This is a genomic window from Nocardia sp. NPDC058176 (assembly GCF_042883805.1).
Lineage (GTDB): Bacteria > Actinomycetota > Actinomycetes > Mycobacteriales > Mycobacteriaceae > Nocardia.
Map to the genome: position 1 here is coordinate 202181 of NZ_JBHVVA010000005.1, position 24764 is coordinate 226944.

21 protein-coding genes are annotated in these 24764 nt (G+C 70.8%); 7 read left to right on the forward strand and 14 right to left on the reverse strand.

Annotated elements, in window-relative coordinates; genetic code table 11:
- Positions 1-103 precede the first annotated feature (103 nt).
- From ACFVVM_RS25275 to ACFVVM_RS25285, 3 genes are all read left to right on the forward strand, one after another.
- The gene (locus ACFVVM_RS25275; protein WP_387622864.1) at positions 104-1054 is read left to right on the forward strand and encodes a D-isomer specific 2-hydroxyacid dehydrogenase family protein; all 951 of its coding nucleotides are present in this window, start codon (positions 104-106) and stop codon (positions 1052-1054) included.
- A gap of 120 nt (positions 1055-1174) precedes the next feature.
- Positions 1175-1909: an ESX secretion-associated protein EspG gene (locus ACFVVM_RS25280; protein WP_387622867.1), complete on the forward strand. Its 735-nt coding sequence runs from the start codon at positions 1175-1177 to the stop codon at positions 1907-1909.
- 36 nt (positions 1910-1945) lie between these two features.
- Positions 1946-2317, forward strand: a complete 372-nt coding sequence (locus ACFVVM_RS25285) for a hypothetical protein (protein ID WP_387622870.1) — start codon at positions 1946-1948, stop codon at positions 2315-2317.
- Positions 2318-2333: 16 nt separating this feature from the next.
- On the opposite strand, the gene ACFVVM_RS25290 is transcribed toward ACFVVM_RS25285, so the two are convergent.
- On the reverse strand, positions 2334-2783 hold the full coding sequence (locus ACFVVM_RS25290) for a hypothetical protein (RefSeq protein ID WP_387622872.1): 450 nt from the start codon (positions 2781-2783) through the stop codon (positions 2334-2336).
- A gap of 1332 nt (positions 2784-4115) precedes the next feature.
- Between ACFVVM_RS25290 and ACFVVM_RS25295 the strand changes: the two genes are divergently transcribed.
- Positions 4116-4628, forward strand: coding sequence for a DinB family protein (locus ACFVVM_RS25295; protein ID WP_387622875.1), 513 nt, complete (start codon positions 4116-4118; stop codon positions 4626-4628).
- Between the two features lie 122 nt (positions 4629-4750).
- Here the strand turns inward: ACFVVM_RS25295 and proB are convergent, their stop codons facing one another.
- The 9 genes from proB to ACFVVM_RS25340 all read right to left on the reverse strand — a co-directional run bounded on the left by proB (position 4751) and on the right by ACFVVM_RS25340 (position 17148).
- Positions 4751-5848, reverse strand: coding sequence for a glutamate 5-kinase (gene proB / locus ACFVVM_RS25300; RefSeq protein WP_387623487.1), 1098 nt, complete (start codon positions 5846-5848; stop codon positions 4751-4753).
- A gap of 138 nt (positions 5849-5986) precedes the next feature.
- Complete coding sequence (gene obgE, locus ACFVVM_RS25305; protein ID WP_387622878.1) at positions 5987-7450, reverse strand: GTPase ObgE; 1464 nt, start codon at positions 7448-7450, stop codon at positions 5987-5989.
- Positions 7451-7571: 121 nt separating this feature from the next.
- Positions 7572-7838 carry a 50S ribosomal protein L27 gene (gene rpmA / locus ACFVVM_RS25310; RefSeq protein WP_067486232.1) on the reverse strand — a complete coding sequence of 89 codons (267 nt, stop codon included), beginning with the start codon at positions 7836-7838 and terminating at the stop codon, positions 7572-7574.
- 22 nt (positions 7839-7860) lie between these two features.
- Positions 7861-8172: a 50S ribosomal protein L21 gene (gene rplU / locus ACFVVM_RS25315; RefSeq protein WP_387622881.1), complete on the reverse strand. Its 312-nt coding sequence runs from the start codon at positions 8170-8172 to the stop codon at positions 7861-7863.
- A 227-nt stretch (positions 8173-8399) separates the two neighbouring features.
- A complete protein-coding gene (locus tag ACFVVM_RS25320) occupies positions 8400-11621 on the reverse strand; it encodes a translation initiation factor IF-2 N-terminal domain-containing protein (protein WP_387622884.1) in 3222 nt (1073 codons plus the stop codon).
- A gap of 499 nt (positions 11622-12120) precedes the next feature.
- A complete protein-coding gene (gene ndk / locus ACFVVM_RS25325; RefSeq protein ID WP_067486226.1) occupies positions 12121-12537 on the reverse strand; it encodes a nucleoside-diphosphate kinase in 417 nt (138 codons plus the stop codon).
- Positions 12538-12593: 56 nt separating this feature from the next.
- A complete protein-coding gene (locus tag ACFVVM_RS25330) occupies positions 12594-12992 on the reverse strand; it encodes a DUF4233 domain-containing protein (RefSeq protein ID WP_387622887.1) in 399 nt (132 codons plus the stop codon).
- Positions 12989-14359, reverse strand: a complete 1371-nt coding sequence (locus ACFVVM_RS25335; protein ID WP_387623489.1) for a bifunctional folylpolyglutamate synthase/dihydrofolate synthase — start codon at positions 14357-14359, stop codon at positions 12989-12991. The genes ACFVVM_RS25330 and ACFVVM_RS25335 overlap by 4 nt, the downstream gene beginning before the upstream one ends.
- A 110-nt stretch (positions 14360-14469) precedes the next feature.
- Positions 14470-17148, reverse strand: coding sequence for a valine--tRNA ligase (locus tag ACFVVM_RS25340; RefSeq protein ID WP_387622890.1), 2679 nt, complete (start codon positions 17146-17148; stop codon positions 14470-14472).
- Between the two features lie 480 nt (positions 17149-17628).
- Here ACFVVM_RS25340 and ACFVVM_RS25345 point away from each other — a divergent pair, with 480 nt between their 5' ends.
- Positions 17629-18324: an AAA family ATPase gene (locus ACFVVM_RS25345; RefSeq protein WP_387622893.1), complete on the forward strand. Its 696-nt coding sequence runs from the start codon at positions 17629-17631 to the stop codon at positions 18322-18324.
- Positions 18325-18403: 79 nt separating this feature from the next.
- On the opposite strand, the gene ACFVVM_RS25350 is transcribed toward ACFVVM_RS25345, so the two are convergent.
- Both ACFVVM_RS25350 and ACFVVM_RS25355 read right to left on the reverse strand, forming a co-directional pair.
- Positions 18404-19354: a YegS/Rv2252/BmrU family lipid kinase gene (locus tag ACFVVM_RS25350; protein ID WP_387622895.1), complete on the reverse strand. Its 951-nt coding sequence runs from the start codon at positions 19352-19354 to the stop codon at positions 18404-18406.
- A complete protein-coding gene (locus ACFVVM_RS25355; RefSeq protein WP_387622898.1) occupies positions 19351-20979 on the reverse strand; it encodes an FAD-binding oxidoreductase in 1629 nt (542 codons plus the stop codon). The genes ACFVVM_RS25350 and ACFVVM_RS25355 overlap by 4 nt, the downstream gene beginning before the upstream one ends.
- Before the next feature lie 195 nt (positions 20980-21174).
- Between ACFVVM_RS25355 and ACFVVM_RS25360 the strand changes: the two genes are divergently transcribed.
- Together ACFVVM_RS25360 and ACFVVM_RS25365 are read left to right on the forward strand one after the other, a co-directional pair.
- Positions 21175-21795 (forward strand): TetR/AcrR family transcriptional regulator, encoded by a 621-nt coding sequence (locus ACFVVM_RS25360; RefSeq protein ID WP_387622900.1) that lies wholly within the window; start codon positions 21175-21177, stop codon positions 21793-21795.
- On the forward strand, positions 21785-23335 hold the full coding sequence (locus ACFVVM_RS25365; protein WP_387622902.1) for a glycerol-3-phosphate dehydrogenase/oxidase: 1551 nt from the start codon (positions 21785-21787) through the stop codon (positions 23333-23335). Before ACFVVM_RS25360 ends, ACFVVM_RS25365 begins: the two co-directional genes overlap by 11 nt.
- 11 nt (positions 23336-23346) lie before the next feature.
- Here the strand turns inward: ACFVVM_RS25365 and ACFVVM_RS25370 are convergent, their stop codons facing one another.
- Positions 23347-23886, reverse strand: a complete 540-nt coding sequence (locus tag ACFVVM_RS25370; protein WP_387622905.1) for a GNAT family N-acetyltransferase — start codon at positions 23884-23886, stop codon at positions 23347-23349.
- Positions 23883-24557 carry a TetR/AcrR family transcriptional regulator gene (locus ACFVVM_RS25375; protein WP_387622908.1) on the reverse strand — a complete coding sequence of 225 codons (675 nt, stop codon included), beginning with the start codon at positions 24555-24557 and terminating at the stop codon, positions 23883-23885. Before ACFVVM_RS25375 ends, ACFVVM_RS25370 begins: the two co-directional genes overlap by 4 nt.
- Positions 24558-24764: the final 207 nt, after the last annotated feature.

The following is a 24764-nucleotide window of genomic DNA, read 5'->3' on the forward strand; positions in this document are numbered from 1 at the left end:
AGAGGGAAGAATCGGAGCTCGACGCCACGACGACGCGGCGTCGGCGCCGAGCACACAGCCCGGCCCGCACCCGCGGCATCACCGATCAATCCAGGAGGACCCCGTGCCCGAATCCGCGACCACGATCGCGATCGGTCCCGACCAGGCCGCATCCCGCCTGCTCGAGCGGGCGGTCGTCGACGCAGGCGCGAAGGTCGGTGAGCTCGCCGACGCCGAGGCGCTGATCTGGACCGGCAAGCCCGGCGACTTCCCCGCCACGCTCCCCCCGTCGGTGCGCTGGGTGCAGCTGCCCGCCGCCGGGATCGAGGACTTCTTCGCCGCCGGGGTCTTCGCCGCTCACCCCGACATCGAGTTCACCTCCGCGGCGGGCGCGTTCTCCCACAGCGTGGCTGAACACGCGCTGATGCTGCTGCTGGCCGGTGTGCGCTATCTGCCCGAGCATCTGCGGGCTACCTCCTGGCAGCAGCGCGAGTTCTTCCCGCACGTCGGGTCGCTGCGCGGCAAGACGGTGACGATCGTGGGGGCGGGCGGGATCGGGCGCGCGCTGATCCCGATGCTGGCGCCGCTGGGCGCGCACGTGATCGCGGTGAACCGGTCGGGTCGGCGGGTCACCGGGCCCGGCATTCCCGACGAGGTGGAGACCGTGCCCGCCGATCAGCTCGGGCGGGTCTGGTCGCACACCGATCACGTGGTGGTGGCGGCTCCGGCGACGGCCCAGACCCGGCATCTCATCGGCGCGGACGAGCTGGCGCGGCTCAAGCCCTCGTCGTGGGTGATCAATGTGGCGCGCGGCAGCCTGATCGACACCGACGCGCTGGTCGACGCGCTGACCGGCGGCGCGATCGGCGGCGCCGGACTCGACGTCACCGATCCCGAGCCGCTGCCCGACGGACACCCCCTGTGGACCCTGCCCAACGCCATCATCACCCCGCACGATTCGAACCCCCCGCAGCTGCGCCTGGCCGCGTTCGCCGATCACGTCGGCGCGAACATCGCCCGGTTCGTGGCCGGGCAGCCGCTGCTCGCGATCATCGACACCGACCGCGGTTACTAGCGCTGGTGGCGGCTTCCGGAAGAAGATTCCATTCGGACGCATCGGGCGGGAACGGCGCGCCGGAATCCGAAACGGCGGTTAGGCTGTCCTCGTCCTGGTTCGGTAAGGATGGGATCGGCAATGGGTTGGACCTTCACGGCTGACGAATTCGCGCACGTCTGGCGGGAATCGGGTCAGGACCGGATGCCCTTCCCGATCCGGGTGCTCGAGTCTCCGCACACCGAGGACGAGGCCGCCCGATTACGCGCGGGCCTCGACGAGCGACTACCCGGCGGCGGCGATCCCGATCTCGCCGCCTGCCTGCGGATCATCGCCGAACCACACGCCAGGATCGTGCTCGTCGGGGGCGCGCACACGCCCGGTAGCGAGATCCGGCTGCTGGCCTGCGCGGTCTACGACCACGCGGTGATCGTGCGGCAATCCCCCGGCCCCCGCCCCGATTACGGTGGCAGCGTATCGGTTTCGATCGGGCACAGCGCGGGGATCGGCGCGCGGATCGCGGCCTGCCTGCCCGACACCCCGCCCGGACGCGAACCCGCGCGGGAGGCCGCGGCCGAGGCGGTCCGCGACGAGGAGACCGTCATGGCGACCCATCCCGCCGTGCCGCGCATCCAGCGACTGCTGCGACGACCGCACACCGCCGAGGGCCACATCCGCATCGAATTCGGGCTGGACCGCACCGCGCCACCGGCCCCGGTGCACTACAGCTGGATCGACGTCGCCGCCGACGGTCGCTACCTGCTGCGTGCCGGGGAGACCGTGCACGTGGTGCCCGCGTCGACCGGTCAGCTCGCCGCCCAACTGCAGCGCAGGCTCGCACCGGCGCACAGTTCGCACAGCCGAAGGTCCGGCTAACCTGGACTCCGACGCATGATCTGGAGGGGAGACGCGATGACGATCGAGAGCAGCAGAGCCGAGATCTCCCGGTTCCGCAGTGCCGCCACGGCGGGAACACTCGAGTTCGATCCCGATGCCGCGCGCCGCTGCGCCGAACTCTACGACCAGCAGGCCGATCGACTCGCGCAGCTGCGTCACGAGCTCGAATCCGCCGCCGAGGCAGGCGGATTCGGCGGCTTCGTCTCCGCCCAGCAGTTACAGGCCGGGTTCGCGCACAAGGCCCGCGACGCGGCCGAGCTGCTCGATCACTACATCGAAGCGGCCTACCGGATGAAGGAGTCGTTCCTGCTCAGCGCCGGTCTCTACGAGGAGGCCGACGCCGCCGCCGCCGCCGCGCTGCGCGCGATCGACCCGAGGCGCCGATGAGCGGAACCGATCCCACCTACATCAGTGCGATGGAGCATTTCGAATCCATGCCGCACGAGCAGATCCACGCCCGCACCCAGCAGATCGACGCGGGCGAGATCCTCGGCGCCTCGCTCACCTGGTTGGAGGCCGCCGCCACCCTGACCACCTCCATGCCGCTGACCAGGTCCGGCGCCGACCGGTTGATCGAGGAGAGCGGGTGGACGGGCGCCGCCGCCGAGGCCGCCCAGGCAGGAACCCGCGCGTTCGCGGCGTCCGTCGACGAGCTGGCGGCGGTGTTCGCCGAGGTCGGCGCGCGGCTGGGCGGCGTCGCCGCGGCGGCGGAGGCGGTGAAGGTGGCGGTGGTCGCGCCCGGCGACTCCGGACCGATCGGCACCATCGCCCGCCTACTCGAAGCCGCCCACGTCATCGATGCCCAGATGGCGGCCGAGGCGCTGCGCCAGGAGGCGGTGCTGGCGATGAACATGATCTACAAACCCGCGTATTCGCTGGCCGGAACCGCGGTACCCGCCCTGCCCGACCCGCCCGGTCAGCCGGGGACCCAGTGGTCGGAATCGCCTGCGGCACCGGCGGGTTCGTCATCGAACGGAAATGGTTCCGCCGCACCGGCTCCCGGCTCGGCCGCTGTCGAACCCGGTACGCCACAGGGCGATTCGCCGGACGGCGGAGCGCCTGAGAACGGATCAGGCCCGGGCACAACTCCTGCGCCTGGGCAACAACCAGCCCAGCCGGCACCCTCCAGCGAAGCTCCTGCGCCGCCCGGCGGGGACGCAACGCCACAACCAGGCACTCCCACACCGGAAGCCACCCCGCCATCCGAAGTTCCTGCGCCGCAAGACCAGGGAACCACTCCACCGCGCGCCACACCCGCGCCATCCAGCGAGGCTCCGATACCGGACGCGCCGGCACCGAACAGTCCCGCACCGGATACCGCCCCGCCATCGAGCGAAGCTCCGATGCCACCGAGCCCGGGCGCGCCGGCACCGAACACTCCTGCACCGGAAACTGCCCCGCCATCGAGCGATGCTCCCGCGCCGCCGACCTCCGAAAGCCCCGCGCCGCCCGCCCCCACCAGCGAGGCGCCAGCACCCTCGCCTGCGGAACCCGCACCGGAACAACAGGATCCGGCCCCACCCGCGCCCACGGAACCGCCGTCGGCACCCAGTCCGGAACCGCCCGCGCCGAGGTCCGAGCAACCGACACCGGAAGCACCGGCGCCACCGGTTCAGCCGGAAGTACCGGTTCAGCCGGCGCCACCGGCACGGCCGGAACCACCCGTACCACCGAATCCACCAGTGCCCCAACTTTTTCCCGGCGGCCCCGACATGTCCGATCCGGGCGGCCAGCCAGGCGTCACCGGCCCGATCCCCGGTGCGGAGCCGTCACCCACCGCGCCCCCGCCACCGCCACCGCCCGCCGACCTCGATCAGCCGGGCGTCATCCCGCCATCATGACCGGGGTCGCGCCGACGACGTTCGCCTCGATGGGCTGATCCAGACGTGCGACCTGACGTCGCGTGATCAGCGTGGGCGGTCGGCCGGGCCGCGCACGCGGGGCGATGTCGGTCCGTGCTGGCGGAGGTCGCCTCGATGGGCTGATCCAGACGTGCGACCTGACGTCGCGTGATCAGCGTGGGCAGGTCGGCCGGGCCGCGCACGCGGGGCGATGTCGGTCCGCGCTGGCGGAGGTCGCCTCGATGGGCTGATCCAGGCGTGTGACCTGAAGTCGTGTGATCACCGCAGATCTGTCGGCCCGCGCGCTCGCGGCGATGTCGGTCCGTGCTGGCACCATCGGTGTCGTGACGACACCCGAACGGCCGATGCCGCCGCTGAACGCCGATGAGCGGACCACGCTGGAGGCATGGCTCGACTTCTACCGGACAACGCTCGCCATGAAGTGCCGGGGACTCGACGACGCGCAGCCGCGTACTGCCGCCGCGGCACCGTCGACGCTGACCCTGTTGGGCCTGGTCCAGCACATGGCCGAAGTCGAGCGCAACTGGTTCCGCAGGGTGCTCGCCGGTGAGTCGGCGCCACCGATTCACGATCCGGGTGCCGACACCTCCGGACACGACGGCGGATTCACGGTGTCCGAAACCTCCTCGTACGCCACCGCTCTGGCCACCTGGCACGGCGAGATCGAACACGCCCGCCGCAACTGCGCGGCACGAACGCTCGACGAAGCCACACCATTCATGACCGGCCAGGTCAGTCTGCGCTGGATCTACACCCACATGATCGCCGAGTACGCCCGCCACTGCGGTCACGCCGATCTCCTCCGCGAACGCATCGACGGATCCACGGGCATCTGAATCAGAGCGCCGAGGGTCTCGGCTCATCCGACCACCGAACACCGGATGCAGTGAGCACGCCCTATCTGCGTGGCGTATGCAGGTCCGCACGGCGCTCGCCAGTCGGCCGCACTGCCCTGCGATCAGACCTTGACCAGGTCGTCTGCGTGGATGACCGGGCGCTGCATGCCCTCGGGGAGGTCGGTGGTGGAGCGGCCGAGCATGGCGGTGACCTCGGTGCTGTCGTATTCGATTACGCCGCGGGCGATCACCGTGTCCTCGGAGTCGATCAGGTCGACGACGTCACCGCCGAAGAAGCGGCCGCGGATGCCGGTGATGCCCGCGGCGAGCAGGGAGCGGCGTTCGGCGACGGCGTCGACCGCGCCCGCGTCGAGCAGGACAGCGCCGCGGGTGTCGGCGGCGTGGCGGACCCAGAACTTGCGGCCGGACAGGCGGACCGGGCGGGCGGCGAAAGCGGTGCCGACGGTGCCGTCGGTCAGCGCGGTCGCGGCGTCGGCGGCGGCGGCCAGCAGGACGGGGATGCCCGCGTCGGCGGCGAGGCGGGCCGCGGAGAGTTTGGAGGCCATGCCGCCGGTGCCGAGCGCACCGCCACTGCCCGCGATGACGCCGTCGAGGTCGGCACTGCCGCGGACCTCGGGAATGAAGGTGGCCGCGCCCTTGCGCGGGTCGCCGTCGTAGAGCCCGGCCACATCCGAGAGCAGGATCAGCGCGTCGGCGCCGACCAGATGCGCGACCAGGGCCGCGAGGCGGTCGTTGTCGCCGAAGCGGATCTCCTCGGTGGCCACGGTGTCGTTCTCGTTGACCACGGCGACCGCGCCGAGCGAACGCAACCGGTCGAGGGTGCGCTGGGCGTTGCGGTGATGCTCACGCCGGGCGAAATCGTCGGCCGAGAGCAGCACCTGGCCGACGGTGCGGTCGTAGCGGGCGAAGGAGGTGCCCCAGGCGTGGGCCAGGGCCAGCTGACCGACGCTGGCGGCGGCCTGCTTGGTCGCCAGATCCTTGGGCCTGCGCGACAATCCGAGCGGCGCCATCCCGGCCCCGATCGCGCCGGAGGACACCACGACCACGTCCGAGCCCGCCCGCATCCGCGCCTCGACGGCATCGGCCAGCAGATCGAGCCGGTCGGTGTCCAGACCGCCTTCGAGGCTGGTCAGCGCCGACGAACCGATCTTCACCACGACACTGCGCGCCGAGACGATCGCCGCGCGCCCCGCACTCAGCTCCGAACCCACCTGCATCGCACAACTCCCTGCACCACGATCGATGTCGACGATCCCCGGTTCACCCGGTGACCAACCGCAGTATGCCGATCCATCGGTCGTGCCCGACAGCGAATTTCGCCGGGCACGACCCCCTGATCACTTCTTTCGTTCGCCGTCCTCGTCGAGCAGACCGCGCCGCGCCTGCGAGGCCAGCTTGCGCTCGGCCGCGCCGACACGCTCGTTGTTCTCCAGCCGGAGGTCGGTACCGCGGCCGGTGGGCTGCATGTCGACACCCGCCGAGATCTGCGGCTCCCATTCGAAGGTGACCTCGCCGATGGTGACCGGGCAGCCCGGCTCGGCGCCCTGCTTGACCAGCTCGGTTTCGACACCGAGGCGAGCCAGCCGGTCGGCCAGGTAACCCACGGCCTCGTCGTTGTTGAAATCGGTCTGGCGGATCCAGCGCTCGGGGCGGGTACCGCGCACGATGAAGCCACCGGGCTCGTGCGGATCGGCGACGACACTGAAACCGGTCTCGTCGGTCGCGATCGGACGGATGATGGTGCGCTTGGGCGCGGCCTTGGGGTGATCTTCGCGATACTGGCGAACCATGTCGGCCAGCGCGAAGGTCAGCGGGCGCAGTCCGGCGCGGCTCACCGCGGAGATCTCGAACACCGGCCAGCCACGCTCGGTGAATTCCGCCGACACCATCTCGGCCAGTTCGGCCGCGTCGGGCACATCGGTCTTGTTGAGGATCACCACGCGCGGCCGGTCGGCCAGGTCGCCCAGGCTCTCGTCACCTGACAGGGCGGGCTTGTAGGCGGCGAGTTCGGCTTCGAGGGCGTCGACATCGGAGACCGGATCACGGCCGGGCTCGAGCGTCGCGCAGTCGACGACGTGGGCGAGCACCGCGCAGCGTTCCAGGTGGCGCAGGAAGTCCAGGCCGAGACCGCGCCCGTCGCTGGCCCCGGGGATCAGGCCGGGCACGTCGGCGACGGTGAAGGTGGTGTCACCGGAGAGCACGACGCCGAGGTTCGGGACGAGCGTGGTGAACGGGTAATCGGCGATCTTGGGCTTGGCGGCGGACAGCACCGACACCAGCGACGACTTGCCCGCCGAGGGGAAGCCGACCAGGCCGACATCGGCGACGGACTTCAGCTCGAGCACGAGATCGTGCTCTTCGCCCTCTTCCCCGAGCAGCGCGAAACCGGGCGCCTTGCGCGCCTTGGACGCCAGCGAGGCATTGCCGAGACCGCCACGGCCACCGCGCGCGATGATGAACCGGTTGCCGATACCGACGAGATCGACGACGACCTTGCCCTCGCCATCGACGACAACGGTGCCGTCGGGCACCTTCAGCACCAGGTCGGCGCCGTTCTTGCCCTCGCGGTTACTGCCCTCGCCCGGCTTGCCGTTACCGGCCTTGGCGTTGGGGTGGAAATGGAAATCGAGCAGGGTGTGGACATTGGCGTCGACTTCGAGGATCACGTCCCCGCCGTTGCCGCCATTGCCGCCGTCGGGCCCGCCGAGCGGCTTGAACTTCTCACGATGCACCGAGGCGCAACCGTGTCCACCTCTACCGGCACGAACATGCAGCACGACGCGGTCGATGAATTTGGACATGGGTTGATCCTCCTCCTTCTGACTGGTCATTTTCGGTAAGGGTGGGCGAACACGACAGAGCGGGTCAGGGAAGAAACCCTGACCCGCTCTGGTGTCCGTGGGGAGCTGATGCTCCAGGCGGTCAGGCCTGGACCGGCTCCGGGACAACGATGTTGACGGTCTTGCGGCCACGCTTGGTGCCGAACTCGACCGCGCCCGCCGCGAGGGCGAACAGGGTGTCGTCGCCACCACGACCGACGTTCACGCCGGGGTGGAAGTGGGTTCCGCGCTGACGGACGAGGATCTCGCCCGCGCTGACCTTCTGGCCACCGAAGCGCTTCACGCCGAGGCGCTGGGCGTTCGAATCACGACCGTTCCGGGAGCTGGATGCACCCTTCTTATGTGCCATTGCTTCGTCTCCTCGGGAATTCTTACTTGATGCCGGTGACCTTGATGACCGTCAGCGGCTGACGGTGACCCTGGCGCTTGTGGTAGCCGGTCTTGTTCTTGAACTTGTGGATCCGGATCTTGGGACCCTTGGTCTGATCGACGACCTCGGCGGCCACGGAGATCTTGGCCAGCTTGTCGGCGTCGGTGGTCAGATCGGCGCCGTCGACGACGAGAACCGGGGTCAGCGTCACGGCGGTGCCCGGCGCGCCCTCGATCTTCTCGACCTTCACCAGGTCACCGACCGCGACCTTGTACTGCTTTCCGCCGGTCTTGACGATTGCGTACGCTGCCATCGGTCGGCTTCCTCCACTCACGTTGGTCCTGCACATGTCCACGCCGCAGCTGCGGCGCGTATTTCTGGGCTCATCCCCGCACGAGCGGGGGAAGAACGTTGGCTGCCTGCGGTATCACCCGGCCACTCGGCCAGATGCCCAATCGCGGGGCAGCGACCGACCTAGGTTACCAGAACGGTAACCCCTCCCCCAATTCGGCCGGTCAGGGCCGAATCGGGGGCACCGGGTCAATTCGATTCGGCGGCCGGAGCGCCCGCGGGACGACCCACCGCGCGACGGCGCGGCTTGCGTTCCGGGACGACCACGGGCTCCGCGGCGAAGTCGACGACCGCCGCGGCGGGCTGCTCGTTCGCCGACAGCACGAACACCGCGCCCGCACTGTCCGGTGCGGGGGCCGCGGTCGAGCGGGCCACCCGGCGCCTGCGGGGCGCCCGTGCGGCGGGCTCCTCGGCGGCGGGTGCGGCCTGCGGCTCCGCGTCGGCCTGCGCGGGCTCGACCTTCGGCTCGGGCTCGGGCTGCTCGTCCGGCTCGGCCTGCGCCACCTCGGTGGCCGGTGCGGGCTCGGTGACCGTGGTCGCCGCCACGGCGGTGTCCTCGGTGGCCGGCTCCGGCTCGTCCGCCGCGATGACCCCGGTCAGCGCGGGGCTCTCCGCCGCCTCCTGCGCGGCGGCACTGCGACTGGCCCGACGCGACCGCGAACGCGACCGCGACCTGGTCGGCTCGGCGACGGTCTCCTCGGCGGGTTCGGCCTGCGCCGTCGCCTCCTCGGTGGGCTCGCCGTCGTCACCGTGATGAGCGGCCATCGCGAGCGCGACCGGATGGGCCCGCTTGACCGCGATGTCCTCCTCCTCGTGCTCGGCGGCCGGTGCGGTGCCGTTGCTCGCCGGGGCGGCGGCCGCGGCGGGCGCCTTGTCCCGGTCCTTGTCCTTGCCACGACGACGGCGCGAACCGCCCTCCTTGGCACGCGGCTCCTCGACACCGGACCCGGCGTCCACCGGGTAGGAGTGCACGATGATGCCGCGTCCGTGGCAGTGCTCGCAGGTGGTGGAGAACGCCTCGACCAGGCCGGTGCCCAGCTTCTTGCGGGTCATCTGGACCAGACCCAGCGAGGTGACCTCCGAGACCTGGTGGCGGGTGCGATCCCGGCCCAGCGCCTCGGTGAGCCGACGCAGCACCAGGTCGCGATTCGACTCGAGCACCATGTCGATGAAGTCGACGACGATCATGCCGCCGATGTCGCGCAGCCGCATCTGGCGCACGATCTCCTCGGCGGCCTCCAAGTTGTTCTTGGTGACCGTCTCCTCCAGGTTCGACGAACCCGAACCGGTGAACTTGCCGGTGTTGACGTCGACGACGGTCATCGCCTCGGTGCGGTCGATCACCAGGGTGCCGCCCGAGGGCAGCCACACCTTGCGGTCGAGCGCCTTGGCCAGCTGCTCGTCGATGCGATAGCTACCGAAGACGTCCACGCCGTTGTTCTCGTGCCGGTTCACCCGCGGCAGCAGGTCCGGCGCGACGGTGCGCACGTAGGTCTCAACGGTGCTCCACGCGCGCTCGCCCTCGATGACGAGCTTGGCGAAGTCCTCGTTGAACAGATCGCGGATGACCTTGACCAGCATGTCGGGCTCTTCGTAGAGCGCCTTGGGTGTGTTGGAGTCCTTGGAGCTCTTCGAGGCCTCTTCGATGGTGCGCCAGGTGGCCTGCAGCCGCTCGACATCGCGAGCCAGCTCGGGCTCGCTCACACCCTCCGAGGCGGTGCGGATGATCACCCCGGCATCGGCGGGCACGATCTCGCGCAGGATCTCCTTGAGCCGCTTGCGCTCGGTGTCGGGCAGCTTGCGGCTGATCCCGGTGGAGGTACCGCCCGGCACGTACACCAGGAAGCGACCGGCCAGGCTGATCTGGGTGGTCAGGCGGGCGCCCTTGTGACCCACCGGGTCCTTGGACACCTGCACCAGCACCTGATCGCCGGGCTTGAGCGCCTGCTCGATCTTGCGCTCCTTGCCGCCGAGCCCGGCGGCCTCCCAGTTCACCTCACCGGCGTAGAGCACGCCGTTGCGGCCGCGGCCGATGTCGATGAACGCGGCCTCCATGCTGGGCAGCACGTTCTGCACCCGGCCGAGGTAGACATTGCCCACCATCGACGCCTGACCGGAACTGGTGACGAAGTGCTCCACGAGGATGTTGTCCTCGAGCACCGCCACCTGGGTGGTGGTCTGGTGACCGGGCGCGTGCTCGGCCGGATCGAACGCCTTCTCGCGCACGACCATCACCCGGTCGACCGCCTCGCGGCGGGCCAGGAACTCCGACTCGGTCAGGATCGGCGGACGACGACGCCCGGCCTCGCGGCCGTCGCGCCGACGCTGCCGCTTGGCCTCGAGCCGGGTGGAACCGGAGATGCCCTGCACCTCGTCGGAGGAACCCGAGGAGGAGCGGCCGCGGCTCTTGTTGCGCGGCTCGCGCTCGTGCACGACGGTGTTGGGCGGATCGTCCTCCGAGGCCGCCTCGGCATCGCCGGAATCCCCGCCGACCTTGCGGCGGCGACGACGGCGACGCCGACGGCTCGCGCCCTCGGGCAGCGATCCGTCCTCGTCGTCGCTGTCGGCATCGGCATCGGTGTCGGCCTGCTCGGCCTCGTCGGTGCTCGCCTCGGTCGACGCGGTGGTGTCGTCGTCGGTGTCGGCGGTCTCGGTGTCGGACTCGCCGTCGCCCTCGGTGTCGTCACCGTCGGCGGACTGCTCGCCCCGGCCACGACCGCGGCCACGACGGCCACGACGACGGCGACGCGGCTGACCGTCGGCGTCGTTGTCGCCGGACTGATCGGTGGCATCGGACTGATCGGTGTCGGACTCGTCCTCGGCCGGTTCGGGCGCGACGACGGCTTCCTCGACCGGTGCCGGGGCAGGCTCCTCGGTCCGCTTGGGGGTGCGCTCGGCGCGGCGGCGCTTGCGGGTCTCCTCGGCGGCGGTCGCGTCCGGCGGCAGGAACAGCGGCGCGGTGAAGGCGGGCGCCTCGAAGGTCACCGGCTCGGCCGGCGCGGGGGCGTCGGTGGGCCGGTGGGTGAACAGACCGGTGTGCGCGTCGTCGGCCATCGCGGCGAACACCTCGTCGGTGCGCGCGACCTCGGGCGCGGAGAACAGCGACGGCGCGCTGGTCGAGTCGGCCGGTTGCTCGGCGGCGGATGGGGTGGCGGCGGGCGCCGCCGACGGGGTGGCCGGGGATTCGCCGGATTCGGCGTCAGCGGCGGCGATCGCGTCGCGCACGGTCTCGGCGACCGCGCGATCCACATTCGATTGGACGCTGCGCGCCTCGGTTCCCAGTTCGGCCAGTTTGGCCAGGATGCGCTTGCTGGTCACTCCCAACCGCTTGGCCAGTGCATGAACTCGAATTCGCTCCGGCAATTGATCGGCATCCTGTTGTGTTGTGTCCAGCGGCTCTTTTTCGGCCACGAAGTCTCCTCGGGCCCCCGGGCGCGTCCCTCCCCGGTACGGGAGTGACGCGGCCGACGCGGGGGCATCGTCCGTGCACCTCGTACCCGATGGTACGAGGGTCATCTGGTCTCGCCCCGCGCTTCCGGTCGCACCATGATCGTTCGTGTGGCGGGCCAACCGGTCACGCGGCGCCTGGCTGTACGGCGTGACGCCGCGCTGTCGAGCGCTCATCCAGCGTGCCTGGGCGGTCGGCCCCAGCAACAGGGTCGTCCGTGGCAGCGATGATCGGCATCTACCGCGGTGTCATCCGGTCATGTCCGGGGCCGCTGTCACGTACCTGCGCGACAGGCTGTCACCGCCCGCCCGGTCGGGGCAGCGGGGGCATCGGCTTCGAACACATCCGTACTCAGTATCCCATACGGGTCGCGCGGGGATCGCCATCGGCGCAACGCACGCGTACCCCGGCCGCTCGAGCCCGCCGCGTCCGCACCGGACGCGACGAGCGAGGACAGCGGGATCAAGCAGGGAATTCGGGGAACCAGAGCGCGATCTCGCGCTTGGCGGACTCGGGCGAGTCGGAACCGTGGACGAGGTTGTACTGGGTCTCCAGACCGAAGTCGCCGCGGATGGTGCCGGGCACGGCCTTCTCGACCGGATCGGTGCCGCCGGCGAGCTGACGGAACGCCGCGATCGCGCGCGGGCCCTCCAGTACGGCCGCCACGACGGGGCCGGAGGTGATGAATTCGATCAGCGAGCCGAAGAACGGCCGTTCGGCGTGCTCGGCGTAGTGCTCGCCGGCCAGCTCGGCGGACACGTTCTTCAGTTCCAGCGCCTTGATGGTGAGGCCCTTGCGCTCGATGCGCGCGAGCACCTCGCCGACGAGGCCACGGGAGACACCGTCCGGCTTGATGAGTACCAAAGTCTGCTCAGTCACGCGGTAACACTAGCGTCGCCCGCGGCACTGTGCCGATCGGCCCCCGAAGCCCCGGCTCAGGACTCCGTGCGCTTCATCCGCTGACTCGGCAACAGTCCCGCGTCCATGCGGCGCTGCACGTCCGCGCGCAGCGCCAGGATGAATGCCCACACCGCGACGAACACCAGGCCGATGATGCCGATGGACAGATGGATGAACGCGCCCGCCAGCAGCAGGACCTGCAGGCCGAGGTTGAACGGGATCGCCCACGATTTGCCCTGCACCCCCGCGCCGAGGAACATCGCCACCGCGAGCCCGACGAGATAAGTGCCGGAGAACCAGGTGACGCCGCCGCCGACATCGGCGACCACGGGCAGCGCCAGCAACACCACGATGGCCTCGAGGACCAGGGTGCCCGCCATGACGCCGCGCAGCCCCTTCCACGGATCGGTGGCGGGCGGGGGTACGTCGGTCATGCTGGTCCCTTTCCGAACAGGGCGCGCGCCGCGCCCGCGGTGACCACCGAACCGGTGACCACCACGCCCGCGCCGGAGATCACGTCGCCGTCGTCGCCCGCCTGCTCGGCCAGCGCGATCGCCGATTCCAGCGCGTCGGGCAGGGTGTCGGCGGTGATCACCCGTTCGTCGCCGAAGCGCTGCACGGCCAGGTCGGCCAGCGCGTCGACGTCCATGGCCCGCGGCGACCCGTTGCTGGTGACCACGATCTCGTCGAAGACCGGCTCGAGCGCGTCCAGGATGCCACCGGCGTCCTTGTCGCCGAGCACGGCGACGACGCCGACCAGCTTGCGGAAGTCGAACTCGGTGGTGAGCGTGTTCGCGAGCGCCTGCGCGCCCGCCGGATTGTGCGCGGCGTCGACGAAGATGGTCGGCGCGTTGCGCATCCGTTCCATCCGGCCCGGACTGGCCACCCCGGCGAAACCGGCGCGCACGGCCTCGATGTCGAGCTGACGCTCGGCACCGGCGCCGAAGAACGCCTCCACCGCGGCCAGCGCCAGCGCCGCGTTGCGGGCCTGGTGTTCGCCGTGCAGCGGCAGGAAGATCTCGTCGTAGACGCCGCCGAGCCCCTGCAGGGTCAGCAGCTGTCCACCGACGGCGACGGCGCGTTCCAGCAGCCGGAACTCCGCGCCCTCGCGGGCCACCGCCGCGTCGGCCTCGACGGCGCGACGCAGCAGCACGTCCATCACCTCGGGCTCCTGCTCGGCGATGACGGCCACGGTGTCGACCGGGATCAGCGCCTCGGGAGCGCGCTTGATGATCCCGGCCTTCTCCTTGGCGATCGACTCCAGATCGGGGCCGAGGTAGTCCATGTGGTCGAGGCCGATCGGGGTGATCACCGCGACCTGCGCGTCGATCACATTGGTGGCGTCCCAGGTGCCGCCCATGCCGGTTTCCACGACCGCCACGTCGACCGGCGCCTCCGCGAACGCGGCGTAGGCCATGCCGGTGAGCACCTCGAACTTGCTCATGGCCGGGCCGCCCGCCGCCGCGGACTGCTGGTCGATCATCGCCAGGTAGGGCTCGAGCTCGTGGTAGGTCTCCACGTAGCGGGCCGGGGTGATCGGGGTGTTGTCGATACTGATCCGCTCGGTGGCCAGCTGCAGGTGCGGGCTGGTGATCCGGCCGGTGCGCCGGTGCAACGCGGTGAGCAGGGCGTCGATCATCCTGGTCACCGAGGTCTTGCCGTTGGTGCCCGCGATGTGGATGGCCGGGTAGTTGCGCTGGGGGGTGCCGAGCAGGTCCATCAGCGTGCTGATCCTGGTCAGCGACGGTTCGATCTTGGTTTCCGGCCAGCGCTTGTCGAGTTCGGCCTCCACCAGCGCCATCTCGGCGAGGTCGACCGGCGAGGGCCCGGTACCGAGCCGGGCCGCTTCGTAGTCGCTGCCGCCGAAGTCAGCGTCCTCGGGTTCGCCGGGGCCGAGGTCGCCGGTGTCGCTCACTTGGCGCTCAGCTCCGCCAGTCGGGCGCCGATGCGCGTGACTTCGGCGGCGGCCACATCGCGGCGGCCGGTGATCTTGTCGACGACCGGCTGCGGCGCCTTGGCCAGGAAGGCCTCGTTGGCCAGTTTCGCCGTGGTCTGGTCGAGGTCCTTCTGCGCGACCGCGAGGTCCTTCTCCAGGCGGCGGCGCTCGGCGTCGAGGTCGATCGCGCCGGAGGTGTCGAGCTCCACGGTGACCGTCGCGCCGGACAGGCGCACCTCCACCTCGGCGGTGGTGGCGAAGTCCTCGCCCGGCTCGGTGAGCCGGGCCAGATTGGCCACCGAGCCGGCGAATCCGGTGAGCCCGGCCGCGTCGAGCCCGGCCAGCCTGGCCTTGACCTTCTGCTTGTCGGCCAGGCCCTGGTCGCCGCGGAACCGGCGGATCTCGGTGATCAGGCGCTGGGTGTCGGCCACCCGCTGGGCCGCGACCTCGTCGGTGGCGACGCCACTGGCCTGCGGCCACGGGGCGATCACCACGGATTCGCCGCCGGTGAGGGTCTTCCACAGGGTCTCGGTGACGAACGGGATCACCGGGTGCAGCAGGCGCAGCACCGCGTCGAGCACGGTGCCCAGCACCACGGCGGTGCTCTCGGCGCGCGCGTCGGACTCGGCGAACTGCACCTTCGACAGCTCCAGGTACCAGTCGCACAGTTCGTCCCAGGCGAAGTGGTAGAGCGCCTCGCAGGCCTTGCCGAACTCGTAGGCGTCGAAGGCGGTGTCGACCTCGGCGCGGACCTGGTCGAGCCGGTCGACGATCCAGCGATCGGCGTCGGTGAGGGTCTCGCGCGCGGGCAGTTCGCCGGTGCGCGCGCCGTTCATCAGCGCGAACTTGGTGGCGTTGAACAGCTTGGTGACGAAGCTGCGCGAGGCCAGCGCGTGCGCCTCGCCGACGGAGAGGTCACCGCCGGGCTGGGCGCCGCGGGCCAGGGTGAAGCGCAGCGCGTCGGCGCCGTAGGCGTTGATCCAGTCCAGCGGGTCGATGCCGTTGCCGCGCGACTTCGACATCTTCTTGCCGTGCTGATCGCGGATCAGGCCGTGCAGGAACACATCCTGGAAGGGCACCTGCTTCTGGCTGCCCTTCCCGGCGGTGAGCACCGGGTCGTCGCTGACGTACATGCCGAACATCATCATCCTGGCCACCCAGAAGAAGAGGATGTCGTAGCCGGTGACGAGGACGCTGGTCGGATAGAACTTGGCCAGCTCGGGCGTGGCGTCGGGCCAGCCCATCGTGGAGAACGGCCACAGGCCCGAGGAGAACCAGGTGTCGAGCACGTCGGGGTCCTGTACCCAGCCCTCCGGCGCTTCCTCGCCGGGGCCGAGGCACACGATCTCGCCCTCGGGGCCGTACCAGATCGGGATGCGGTGGCCCCACCACAGCTGACGCGAGATGGTCCAGTCGTGCATGTTGTCGACCCAGTCGAACCAGCGCGGTTCCTGGCTGGCCGGGTGGATCTTCACGTCGCCCTCGCGCACCGCGTCACCGGCGGCCTTGGCCAGCGCCTCGACCTTGACCCACCACTGCATCGACAGGCGCGGCTCGATCGGCTCGCCGGAGCGCTCCGAGTGACCGACCTGGTGCTTGTAGGGGTACTTGCGGCCGACGATGCGGCCTTCGGCGTCGAGGCGCTCGCGGATCTTGACGCGGGCCTCGAAGCGGTCCATGCCGTCGAATTCGGTTCCGCTGTCGGCGATCCGGCCGCTCTTGTCCATGATCGTCGGCATGGGCAGGCCGTGGCGCAGGCCGAGTTCGAAGTCGTTGGGGTCGTGCGCCGGGGTGATCTTGACCGCGCCGGAACCGAACTCCGGGTCGACGTAGTCGTCGGCGACGATCGGGATCTGGCGGCCGGTGATCGGGTGGTACACGGTGGACCCGATGAGCGCCTTGTACCGCTCGTCGTCGGGGTGCACGGCCACCGCGGTGTCGCCGAGCATGGTCTCCACCCGGGTGGTGGCCACGATGACGTGCGGTTCGTCGTCGTTCAGCGAGCCGTAACGCAGGCTCACGAGCTCGCCGTCGACCTCCTTGTGGTCCACCTCGAGATCGGAGATGCCGGTCTGCAGCACCGGCGACCAGTTGACCAGCCGCTCGGCGCGGTAGATCAGCCCCGCGTCGTAGAGCCGCTTGAAGATGGTCTGCACCGCGCGGGAGAGGCCGTCGTCCATGGTGAACCGGTCGCGGCTCCAGTCCACGCCGTCACCGAGGCGACGCATCTGCCCCTGGATCTGACCGCCGGACTCGCGCTTCCAGTCCCACACCTTGTCGATGAACAGCTCGCGGCCGAACTCTTCCTTGGTCTTGCCGTCGGCGGCCAGCTGCTTCTCCACCACCGACTGGGTGGCGATGCCCGCGTGGTCCATGCCCGGCAGCCACAGCACCTCGTAGCCCTGCATCCGCTTGCGGCGGGTGAGCAGGTCCATCAGGGTGTGGTCGAGCGCGTGCCCCATGTGCAGCGTGCCGGTGACGTTCGGCGGCGGCAGCACGATCGAGTACGGCGGCTTGGCCGAGGAGGTGTCGGCGGCGAAGTATCCGGCGTTTACCCAGCCCTCGTACAGGTCGGCCTCTACCTCGCTGGGGTTCCAGCTCTTGGGCAGGGCATCGGCACGATTACGCGAGTTGTCTGGGGCTGCGCTGGTCACGCCCCAATCCTAAGGGGCCCCGGCAAAGCGATTTACCCACCCCGACCCCACCGCTTTACCGGCCCCGCACATCCCGACCTCGAGGAGGGATCGCCGCGCAGCGGCGGTTCGCGCCCGTCCCGACGATCAGGCGCCGTTTCGTAGGCGACGAAGGAGCAAGAAACGGTGCCTGATCGTCGGGACCGCCGGGGGGCGCGAACTCGAGCGCGCCAGCGCTCCAAAAACAGAGACGGAATCGTCGGTGGATGAGGGACACCGACGATTCCGTCTACACCTGTGATCCTACCGGCCATTCCCCCCGGCCAACCGAATCCATATGCAATTCTCAGCTTCACTGAACAGAATGAACAGCCGCGATGGTGACACCTCCCAACGCCACGCCGACGACACGCGGAAGTTGTTGTCCCACAAGCCTGTCCGGGAAACAATCCGGGAAATCCCCGATTGCCGAATTGTCCGTTTTCCCGGATTCTGGTGAGGGTGACGCCCCCGCTCGATTCCACACCCCCGTTCACTTCCCGCTCCGCCCAGCCGCGGATCATCGCCCCGGTCGACCTGGTCGATCTCCGGGCGGCCGAAGTCGACGAACTCCGCTATCCCGCCACCACCGTGCTGGTCTTCGCCGGCGTGCCCGGCGCGGGCAAATCCACTGCGCTACACCGCTTCTTCGCCGCCGGTCCCGACGCCGACCGCCCGGTGCGCTCCGCCGCCGGTGCGCTGGTACTCGACTCGAACCACACCCGCAACCGGCTACGCCACCGCTTCGGCCGCCTGCCCTACGCGCTGTGGCGGCCGCTGGTGCACCTGGCGCACTACCGCGCGATCCGCGACACCCTGCGCGAGACCGAGGGCCCGGTCGCCATCCACGACTGCGCCACCTTCGCCTGGAGCCGCGCGCTGATCACCCGCTGGACCCGCGCGGGCGGACGTGAACTGCACCTGGTGCTGATCGATGTGCCCGCGACGCAGGCCAGGGTGGGTCAGGTCACCCGGGGCCGACTCGTCAACGGCCTGGCCTTCACGGCCCACGTCCGCCGCTGGGAACGCATGATGCGCGACCTCGGTGCCCGCGGACCCGGCCACGCGTCGACCGCCGCCCTGCCCTCGGCCTCCGCGGTGATCATCGACCGCCCGGCCCTGAGCACCGTCTCCCGCATCACCTTCACCGCCCACTGACCCGGCTCGCCGCCGAGGCCGTGCCCAGCCGCGGGCCGAGCCGACGGCGGACGCCGCCATGCAATCGCGCGTCAGCGGCTCACGGCACCAGGACCGTCAACGCCCCTGGCATCGCCTGCACGGTGACCGGCAGCATCCCGGCGGGTTCCCCGTCGGCCGTGGCGTAGCCGCCGTCGGCGCTCACGGTGATGCGCCGGGCACGGTAGCGCTTGGTGGAGGGATGGTCGATGCGCTTGCCCGCCGACAGCGCGGGCAGCAGTCGCGCCATCTCCAGCCGCGACACCGCGCCGACCACGGTGATGTCGAGGTAGCCGTCGTCGGCGAGGGCGTCGGGGCACACCAGCATGCCGCCGCCGTAGGTGCGGGTGTTGCCGATCGGGGCCATCACCGCGTCGGTGCGCAACACCGTGTGATCCCCGGGCGGGTTGTCCTGCGCGCCGGGCGCCAGGCCGGACATCTCGATCGTGAACGGAAGGGTGTAGCCGCGCATCAGTTCGGCGATCGCGGCGACGGTGTAGCGCAGCGGTCCGCGCGGGTAGCGCATCTTGTTGGCCCGCAGGGTGACTCGCGCGTCGAACCCGGTGCCGACGACCGTGGCGAACCAGGTCGGTGTCGCATAGGCCGATTCGATCCGGCCCAGGTCGATGGTGCGGGCACGCCCGCGGAGCACGATCTCGGTGGCGGCGCGCGGATCGCCGGTCGGGATGCCGAGCTCGCGGGCCAGGTCGTTGCCGGTGCCCGCGGGCACCAGGCCCAGCGGTACACCACTGTGCGCGACGGCCGCCAGCAGCACGTTCATCAGCCCGTCACCGCCGACACAGACCACGGCATCGGGTCGCCTGGCCGGATTCGCCACCGCCGCCCTGACCTCTTCGACCGATTCGGCCGCGCTCGGCGCACGCACCTCGGCCACCTCGATGCCGTGCGACAACAGCGTGTCCAGCACGGCCTCGGCGACGCCGTCGCCCCGTCCGGCCCCGGAATGCGGGTTGGTGACGACCAGCACCCGCCGCACCGAATGTTCGCTCACGGCACCAGCTTTCCAGGATTGAGCACCCCGGCGGGGTCGAGTTCGCGTTTCACCGCGCGCAGTACCCGGACGCCGAGGTCACCGACCTCGGCATCCATCCACGGGCGATGGTCGGCACCGACGGCGTGATGATGGGTGATGGTGCCACCCGCGGCCACGATGGCGTCGCCGACCGCGGTCTTGGCCAGGCGCCACTGCGCGATCGGATCGTCGAGCTGCTTGGCGACCACGGTGAAGTACAGCGAGGCGCCGCTCGGGTAGGTGTGCGAGATGTGGCACATGACCAGCGCCGGGGTGCCCTGGGCACCGAGCGCGTCGGTGAGCGCGGCGGTGACCTTCGTCTTCAGGTTGTCCAGATTCGCCCAGCTGGTCGCGGTTTCGAGCGTCTCGCACAGCACGCCCACGTCGAGCAGCGCGTCGCGCAGGTAGGGCGCGGCGAAGCGGCCGTGCTCCCACTGGCGCGCGGGCGCCTCCCCGAGCGCGGTGCCACCGGCCGCGGTCAGCAGTGCCTGTGCCTCGGCCGAGCGGGCGGCGACATGGGCCGCGGTGCCCTCGAAGGTGGTGATGGCCAGGCAGCCCGAGACCGGGTTGCCGCCGACGTCACCGGAGCGGGCCAGGTTCAGTCCGGTCTCGGCCTCGTCGGACAGGCGCAGCACGGTCGGCGCCGCGCCCGTCTGCACGACGCCGCGCAGCGCGGCCGCGCCGGTGGCGAAGTCGGGGAACGACCAAGCCTGGTAGGCAGTGGTTTCCGGCACCGGATGCACGCGCACGGTCACCGAGGTGATGATGCCGAGCGTGCCCTCGGAGCCGACGAACAGTTCGCGCAGGTCGGGCCCGGCCGCCGAGGCGGGCGCACGACCGAGGTCGAGGCTGCCCTGTGGCGTCGCGACCGCCAGGCGCACCACCATGTCGTCGAATCGGCCGTAACCGGCCGACGCCTGCCCCGAGGAGCGGGTGGCGGCGAACCCGCCGATGCTGGCGAATTCGAAACTCTGCGGAAAGTGCCCGAGCGAGAGGCCGTGCGCGCCGAGCAGTTCCTCGGCCTGCGGCCCGGTGAGTCCGGCGCCGAGGGTCGCGGTGCCGCTGACCGGATCGACCTCGGTGAGCGTGTCGAGCCTGCGCAGATCGAGCGCGATGACGGTGGCGAACTGCCCGCGGACCGGGTCGACGCCGCCGACCACGCTGGTGCCGCCGCCGAAGGGGACGACCGCGATGCCGTGCTCGGCGCAGTACCGCAGCAGCGCGAGCACCTGGGCGTGATCGGCGGGGAAGACGACGGCGTCGGGGGCGTCCTGCGGCTCGGTCTCGCGGCGGCGCAGCAGATCGGGGGTGCTCTTGCCGCCCGCGTGCCGGAGCCGGTCGACGTCGGCGGTGCTGAGGTTCTCGGCGCCGACGAGGGCACCGAGGCCGTCGCGGTCGGCGGCGGTGAGGACCGAGGGGCGCAGCGGCACGTCGCCCTCGTCGCGACGCGCCACCGGCTCGCCCGAGATTCCGAACACCTGCGTGAGCAGGCCCCGGATCTGCGCCGACAGGGGCTGATGTCCGGCGGGGACACCCCAGGCGTCCCACACCATACTCGGCGCCGCGGTGGCAGATCCGGACTTTTCGTGTTGCGTCTCGACCATGCGTTACATTCTGACATATAGTGTCAAGCAGTAACCACTACGATATGTCCTCGAGTGGCTTCCGAATCACTGTCGGATGTCACGGCCACGAATTCACGACGGCAACCCCGCTGGCCCGCTCGATACCCTTGGGCGTTCCAGCTCGACCACGGCGCGGCAGCACCGCGTCCGCGACCACACCGGCGGTGAAGCACGATGATCGACCTCGCTACCCACGCTGAACAGCAACTCTCGTCCACCGACGTGGCGATTCTCGATGCCACGCGGGCCTGCGTCGTCGATTTCGGGGTGCGTCGCACCACGCTCACCGAGGTGGCGCGCCGCGCGGGTGTCAGCCGACCGACGGTCTATCGGCGCTGGCCCGACACCGGGTCGCTGATCGCGGAACTGCTGGTGCGCGAACTTCGCACGATCGTCGCCGAGACCATGCCCGACACGGGCCTGGGCCGGGAGCGACTGGTGCGCGGCATCGTCGCGGGCGCGGGCGCGATCCGGTCGAACGCGGTGTTCGCCAAGATCTTCCGCACCGACACCGACCTCATGCTGACCTACGTGTTCGGCAGGCTGGGCCGCAATCAGCGCACGCTGATCGAGCTGTTCGCGGCCTCGATCCGGCTCGGTCACGACGACGGGTCGATCCGGGCCGGTGACGCCGAGCAGATGGCCACCATGCTGCTGCTCATCACCCAGTCGGCGGTGCAGTCGGCGGGCACGGTCGAGCCGCTGCTGGCCGGTGCGGAATTCGATGCCGAGTTGTCGAGGGCGATCGAGGGTTACCTACTCCCGTTACGCGACAAGGACTGCGATGACTCCTGATTCCACGCCCGCTCTCGACGCGGCGCGACGCACGGCCGAACTGACCGCCCTCGGTGATCGTCCCGAGGTCGACGTGGTGGTGATCGGCGGCGGCGTGACCGGCACCGGCGCGGCCCTCGACGCGGCCGCGCGCGGCCTGCGCACCCTGCTGGTCGAGCGCAACGACTTCGCGTTCGGCACCAGCCGCTGGAGTTCGAAACTGGTGCACGGCGGCCTGCGCTATCTGGCCAGCGGACGCGTCGGCATCGCGCACGAGAGCGCGGTCGAGCGCGGCATCCTGTTGCGCACCACCGCACCGCATCTGGTGCGTCCCCTCCCCCAGCTGGTGCCGCTGCTGCCCGGTATCAAGGGGTCGCAGAGTTCACTGATCCGTGCCGGTTTCGCCGCCGGTGACGCGTTGCGGATCGCGGCACGCACCTCGGCCGACACCCTGCCCCGCTCGCGCCGGGTCGCGGCCGCCGAGGCGCTGCGCCTCGCCCCGACCGTGCGCCGCGAAGGGCTGCGTGGTGGTCTGCAGGCGTGGGACGGTCAGCTCGTCGACGACGCGCGCCTGGTCGTCGCGCTGGCCCGCACCGCCGCCGCCGAGGGCGCGACCGTGCTCACCCGGATGGAAGCCGTTACCGCGACCGGTGACTCGGTCCAGCTGCGCGATGGCCTGACCGGTGAGACCCTGCAGGTGCGGGCCCGCGCGGTGATCAACGCGACCGGTGTGTGGGCGGGCGAGCTCGACCACAGCATCGAACTGCGCCCGAGCCGCGGCACCCACCTGGTGTTCGACGCCGCCGCCTTCGGTGGCCTGAGCGCGGCCCTCACGGTGCCGGTGCCCGGCAGCATCAGCCGCTTCGTCTTCGCCCTGCCCGCCGCTCACGGCCGCGTCTACCTGGGCCTGACCGACGAGGACGCGCCCGGCCCGATCCCCGACGAGCCGCAGCCCACCGAGGCCGAGGTCGACTTCCTGCTCGACACCATCAACACCGCCCTGCGCGAACCGCTGACCCGCGCCGACATCCGCGGCCGCTTCGCCGGCCTGCGCCCGCTGCTGCAGACCGCCGACGACAGCACCGCCGACATCTCCCGCGAACACGCCGTCCTCACCGCACCCGACGGCCTGATCACCATCGTCGGCGGCAAACTCACCACCTACCGCCAGATGGCGCAGGACGCCGTCGACGCCGCCGTCGCCCGGTCGGCCCTCCCCGCGGCCGACTGCCGCACCACCCGCCTGCCCCTGGTCGGCGCCGTCACCGGCGCGGCCCGCGACCGCATCGACGCCCCCACCGTCCTCATCGAGCGCTACGGCAGCGAAGCGACCCACATCGTCTCGGCCTGGCTCGCCGACCCCGCCCTCCGCGAGCCCGTAGCCCCCGGCATCGACGTCACCGCCGCCGAATTCGACTTCGCCATCACCCACGAAGCCGCCCTCACCGTCGACGACCTCCTGGACCGCCGCACCCGCATCGGCCTGATCCCCGCCGACCGCGAAGCCGCCCTCCCCGCCGCCGAGGCCGCCTTCACCCGCAACACCCCGATCCCCCGCTGACCACGACCACCTCAGTCGAGAACCCACGTGGCCAGATCCGCGCGCATACACGCCCGCGGCCATTCATCGAGCCCGTTGGCCGACTCCGTCGCGCGGATCGCACGCAGCCCCGGCGGCTCGTCCGCGGCCGCGATATAGGTGAACCCGAGTCGCTCGTAGTACGGCCCGTTCCACGGCACCTGGGTGAACGTGGTGAGGGTGATCTCCCGCAACCCGAGGCTTTTCGACCAGCACACCGCATGGTCGATCAACCGCTTACCGATCCGCTGACCAGCATGCGCGGGATCGACGGAGACCTGGTCGATATGAGCCTGACCATCCACCAGACTCAACACCAGATAGCCGACCGGCCGGTCGTCGGCATCGGACCACACCCACGCCCGCCCCTCGACGATGAAGGCCCGCAACACCTCTCGCGGCGGCGGCTCGTCCTCGGCCACCGCGTGCATGCCGATCCCAGCGAACGGCGCCCCGGCACGCTCCTCGATCCGCTGCAGGAGTTCGATCTCGTCCTCGGTGGCGGGCCGGATCGCCGCACACGTGCGCGTCATCGGACGACCGGCGTCGCGAGGATGCCGTTGAGCACGGTGCGCAGGGCCCAGCGGGCGCGCTCGTCACCGTCGCCCTCGAGCATGTGCGAGCGCAGCGCGACGATGGTCGGATACCGCTCGGCGGGCAGTTCGGCGAAGCGCCGGGAGATCTCGGCGAGGTGGTCGGCCTCGGCGCCGCCCCTGGTGTTGTAGGCGGCCTGCTCGGCGGCCTCGGCGGTGATGTGCAGGTGGACGAGGTCGACGGCCCAGGTGGCGGTGGCCGGATCGAGTCCGCCTTCGCGCAGCAGGGCGAGCAGCTGTTCGATCAGGCCGAGCGCGTGTTCGGTGGCGGGGATGCGGCCGAAGGCGACGAGGGCGAGGCCTTCGTGGCGGGCCAGTGCGTCGACGGTCGTCTCGACCAGGGCGGTGAGTCGCTGCCGCCAATCGCCCCCGGTCGGCGCGGGGACCCCGGCGAGGACGTGGTCGAGCATGCCGGTCATCAGGTCGTCGCGATTGGCGACGTAGACGTAGAGCGAGGCGGCGCCGGTGTCGAGTTCCTGCGCGACGCGGCGCATGGTGAGCGCGGCGAGGCCCTCGGTGTCGAGGATGCGCAGACCGGTCTCGATGACGATGTCGCGGCTCAACGGGGCTTTCGCCGGTCGGGCCCGGCGACTGACGGGTGCGGCGTTCATGCCCCGATGATACGCAGCCGTCGAACGCCGTTTGGCACGAACAATGTTCGAGAATCTGCCCGCCGATGTTCGCCCACCACCGGCTCACCACATCGGTCCACCGGCCGGCACCGACGCCGTTGCGTACCAGGGGATTCCCTGACCAGCGGATTCGATACCGCGGGCCGCCCGGCACCGTCGGTCCCCTTATCGCCGAGCGCCCGGCCA

Excerpts from the sequence above, each read along its gene's own strand:
- ACFVVM_RS25280 (WP_387622867.1), top strand. The coding sequence starts at position 1,175 with ATGGGTTGGACCTTCACGGCTGACGAATTCGCGCACGTCTGGCGGGAA.
- ACFVVM_RS25285 (WP_387622870.1), top strand. The coding sequence starts at position 1,946 with ATGACGATCGAGAGCAGCAGAGCCGAGATCTCCCGGTTCCGCAGTGCC.
- ACFVVM_RS25290 (WP_387622872.1), bottom strand. The coding sequence starts at position 2,783 with ATGTTCATCGCCAGCACCGCCTCCTGGCGCAGCGCCTCGGCCGCCATC.
- obgE (WP_387622878.1), bottom strand. The coding sequence starts at position 7,450 with ATGTCCAAATTCATCGACCGCGTCGTGCTGCATGTTCGTGCCGGTAGA.
- rpmA (WP_067486232.1), bottom strand. The coding sequence starts at position 7,838 with ATGGCACATAAGAAGGGTGCATCCAGCTCCCGGAACGGTCGTGATTCG.
- rplU (WP_387622881.1), bottom strand. The coding sequence starts at position 8,172 with ATGGCAGCGTACGCAATCGTCAAGACCGGCGGAAAGCAGTACAAGGTC.
- ACFVVM_RS25330 (WP_387622887.1), bottom strand. The coding sequence starts at position 12,992 with ATGACCGACGTACCCCCGCCCGCCACCGATCCGTGGAAGGGGCTGCGC.
- ACFVVM_RS25335 (WP_387623489.1), bottom strand. The coding sequence starts at position 14,359 with ATGGCGCTGGTGGAGGCCGAACTCGACAAGCGCTGGCCGGAAACCAAG.
- ACFVVM_RS25355 (WP_387622898.1), bottom strand. The coding sequence starts at position 20,979 with ATGGTCGAGACGCAACACGAAAAGTCCGGATCTGCCACCGCGGCGCCG.
- ACFVVM_RS25360 (WP_387622900.1), top strand. The coding sequence starts at position 21,175 with ATGATCGACCTCGCTACCCACGCTGAACAGCAACTCTCGTCCACCGAC.
- ACFVVM_RS25365 (WP_387622902.1), top strand. The coding sequence starts at position 21,785 with ATGACTCCTGATTCCACGCCCGCTCTCGACGCGGCGCGACGCACGGCC.
- ACFVVM_RS25370 (WP_387622905.1), bottom strand. The coding sequence starts at position 23,886 with ATGACGCGCACGTGTGCGGCGATCCGGCCCGCCACCGAGGACGAGATC.
- ACFVVM_RS25375 (WP_387622908.1), bottom strand. The coding sequence starts at position 24,557 with ATGAACGCCGCACCCGTCAGTCGCCGGGCCCGACCGGCGAAAGCCCCG.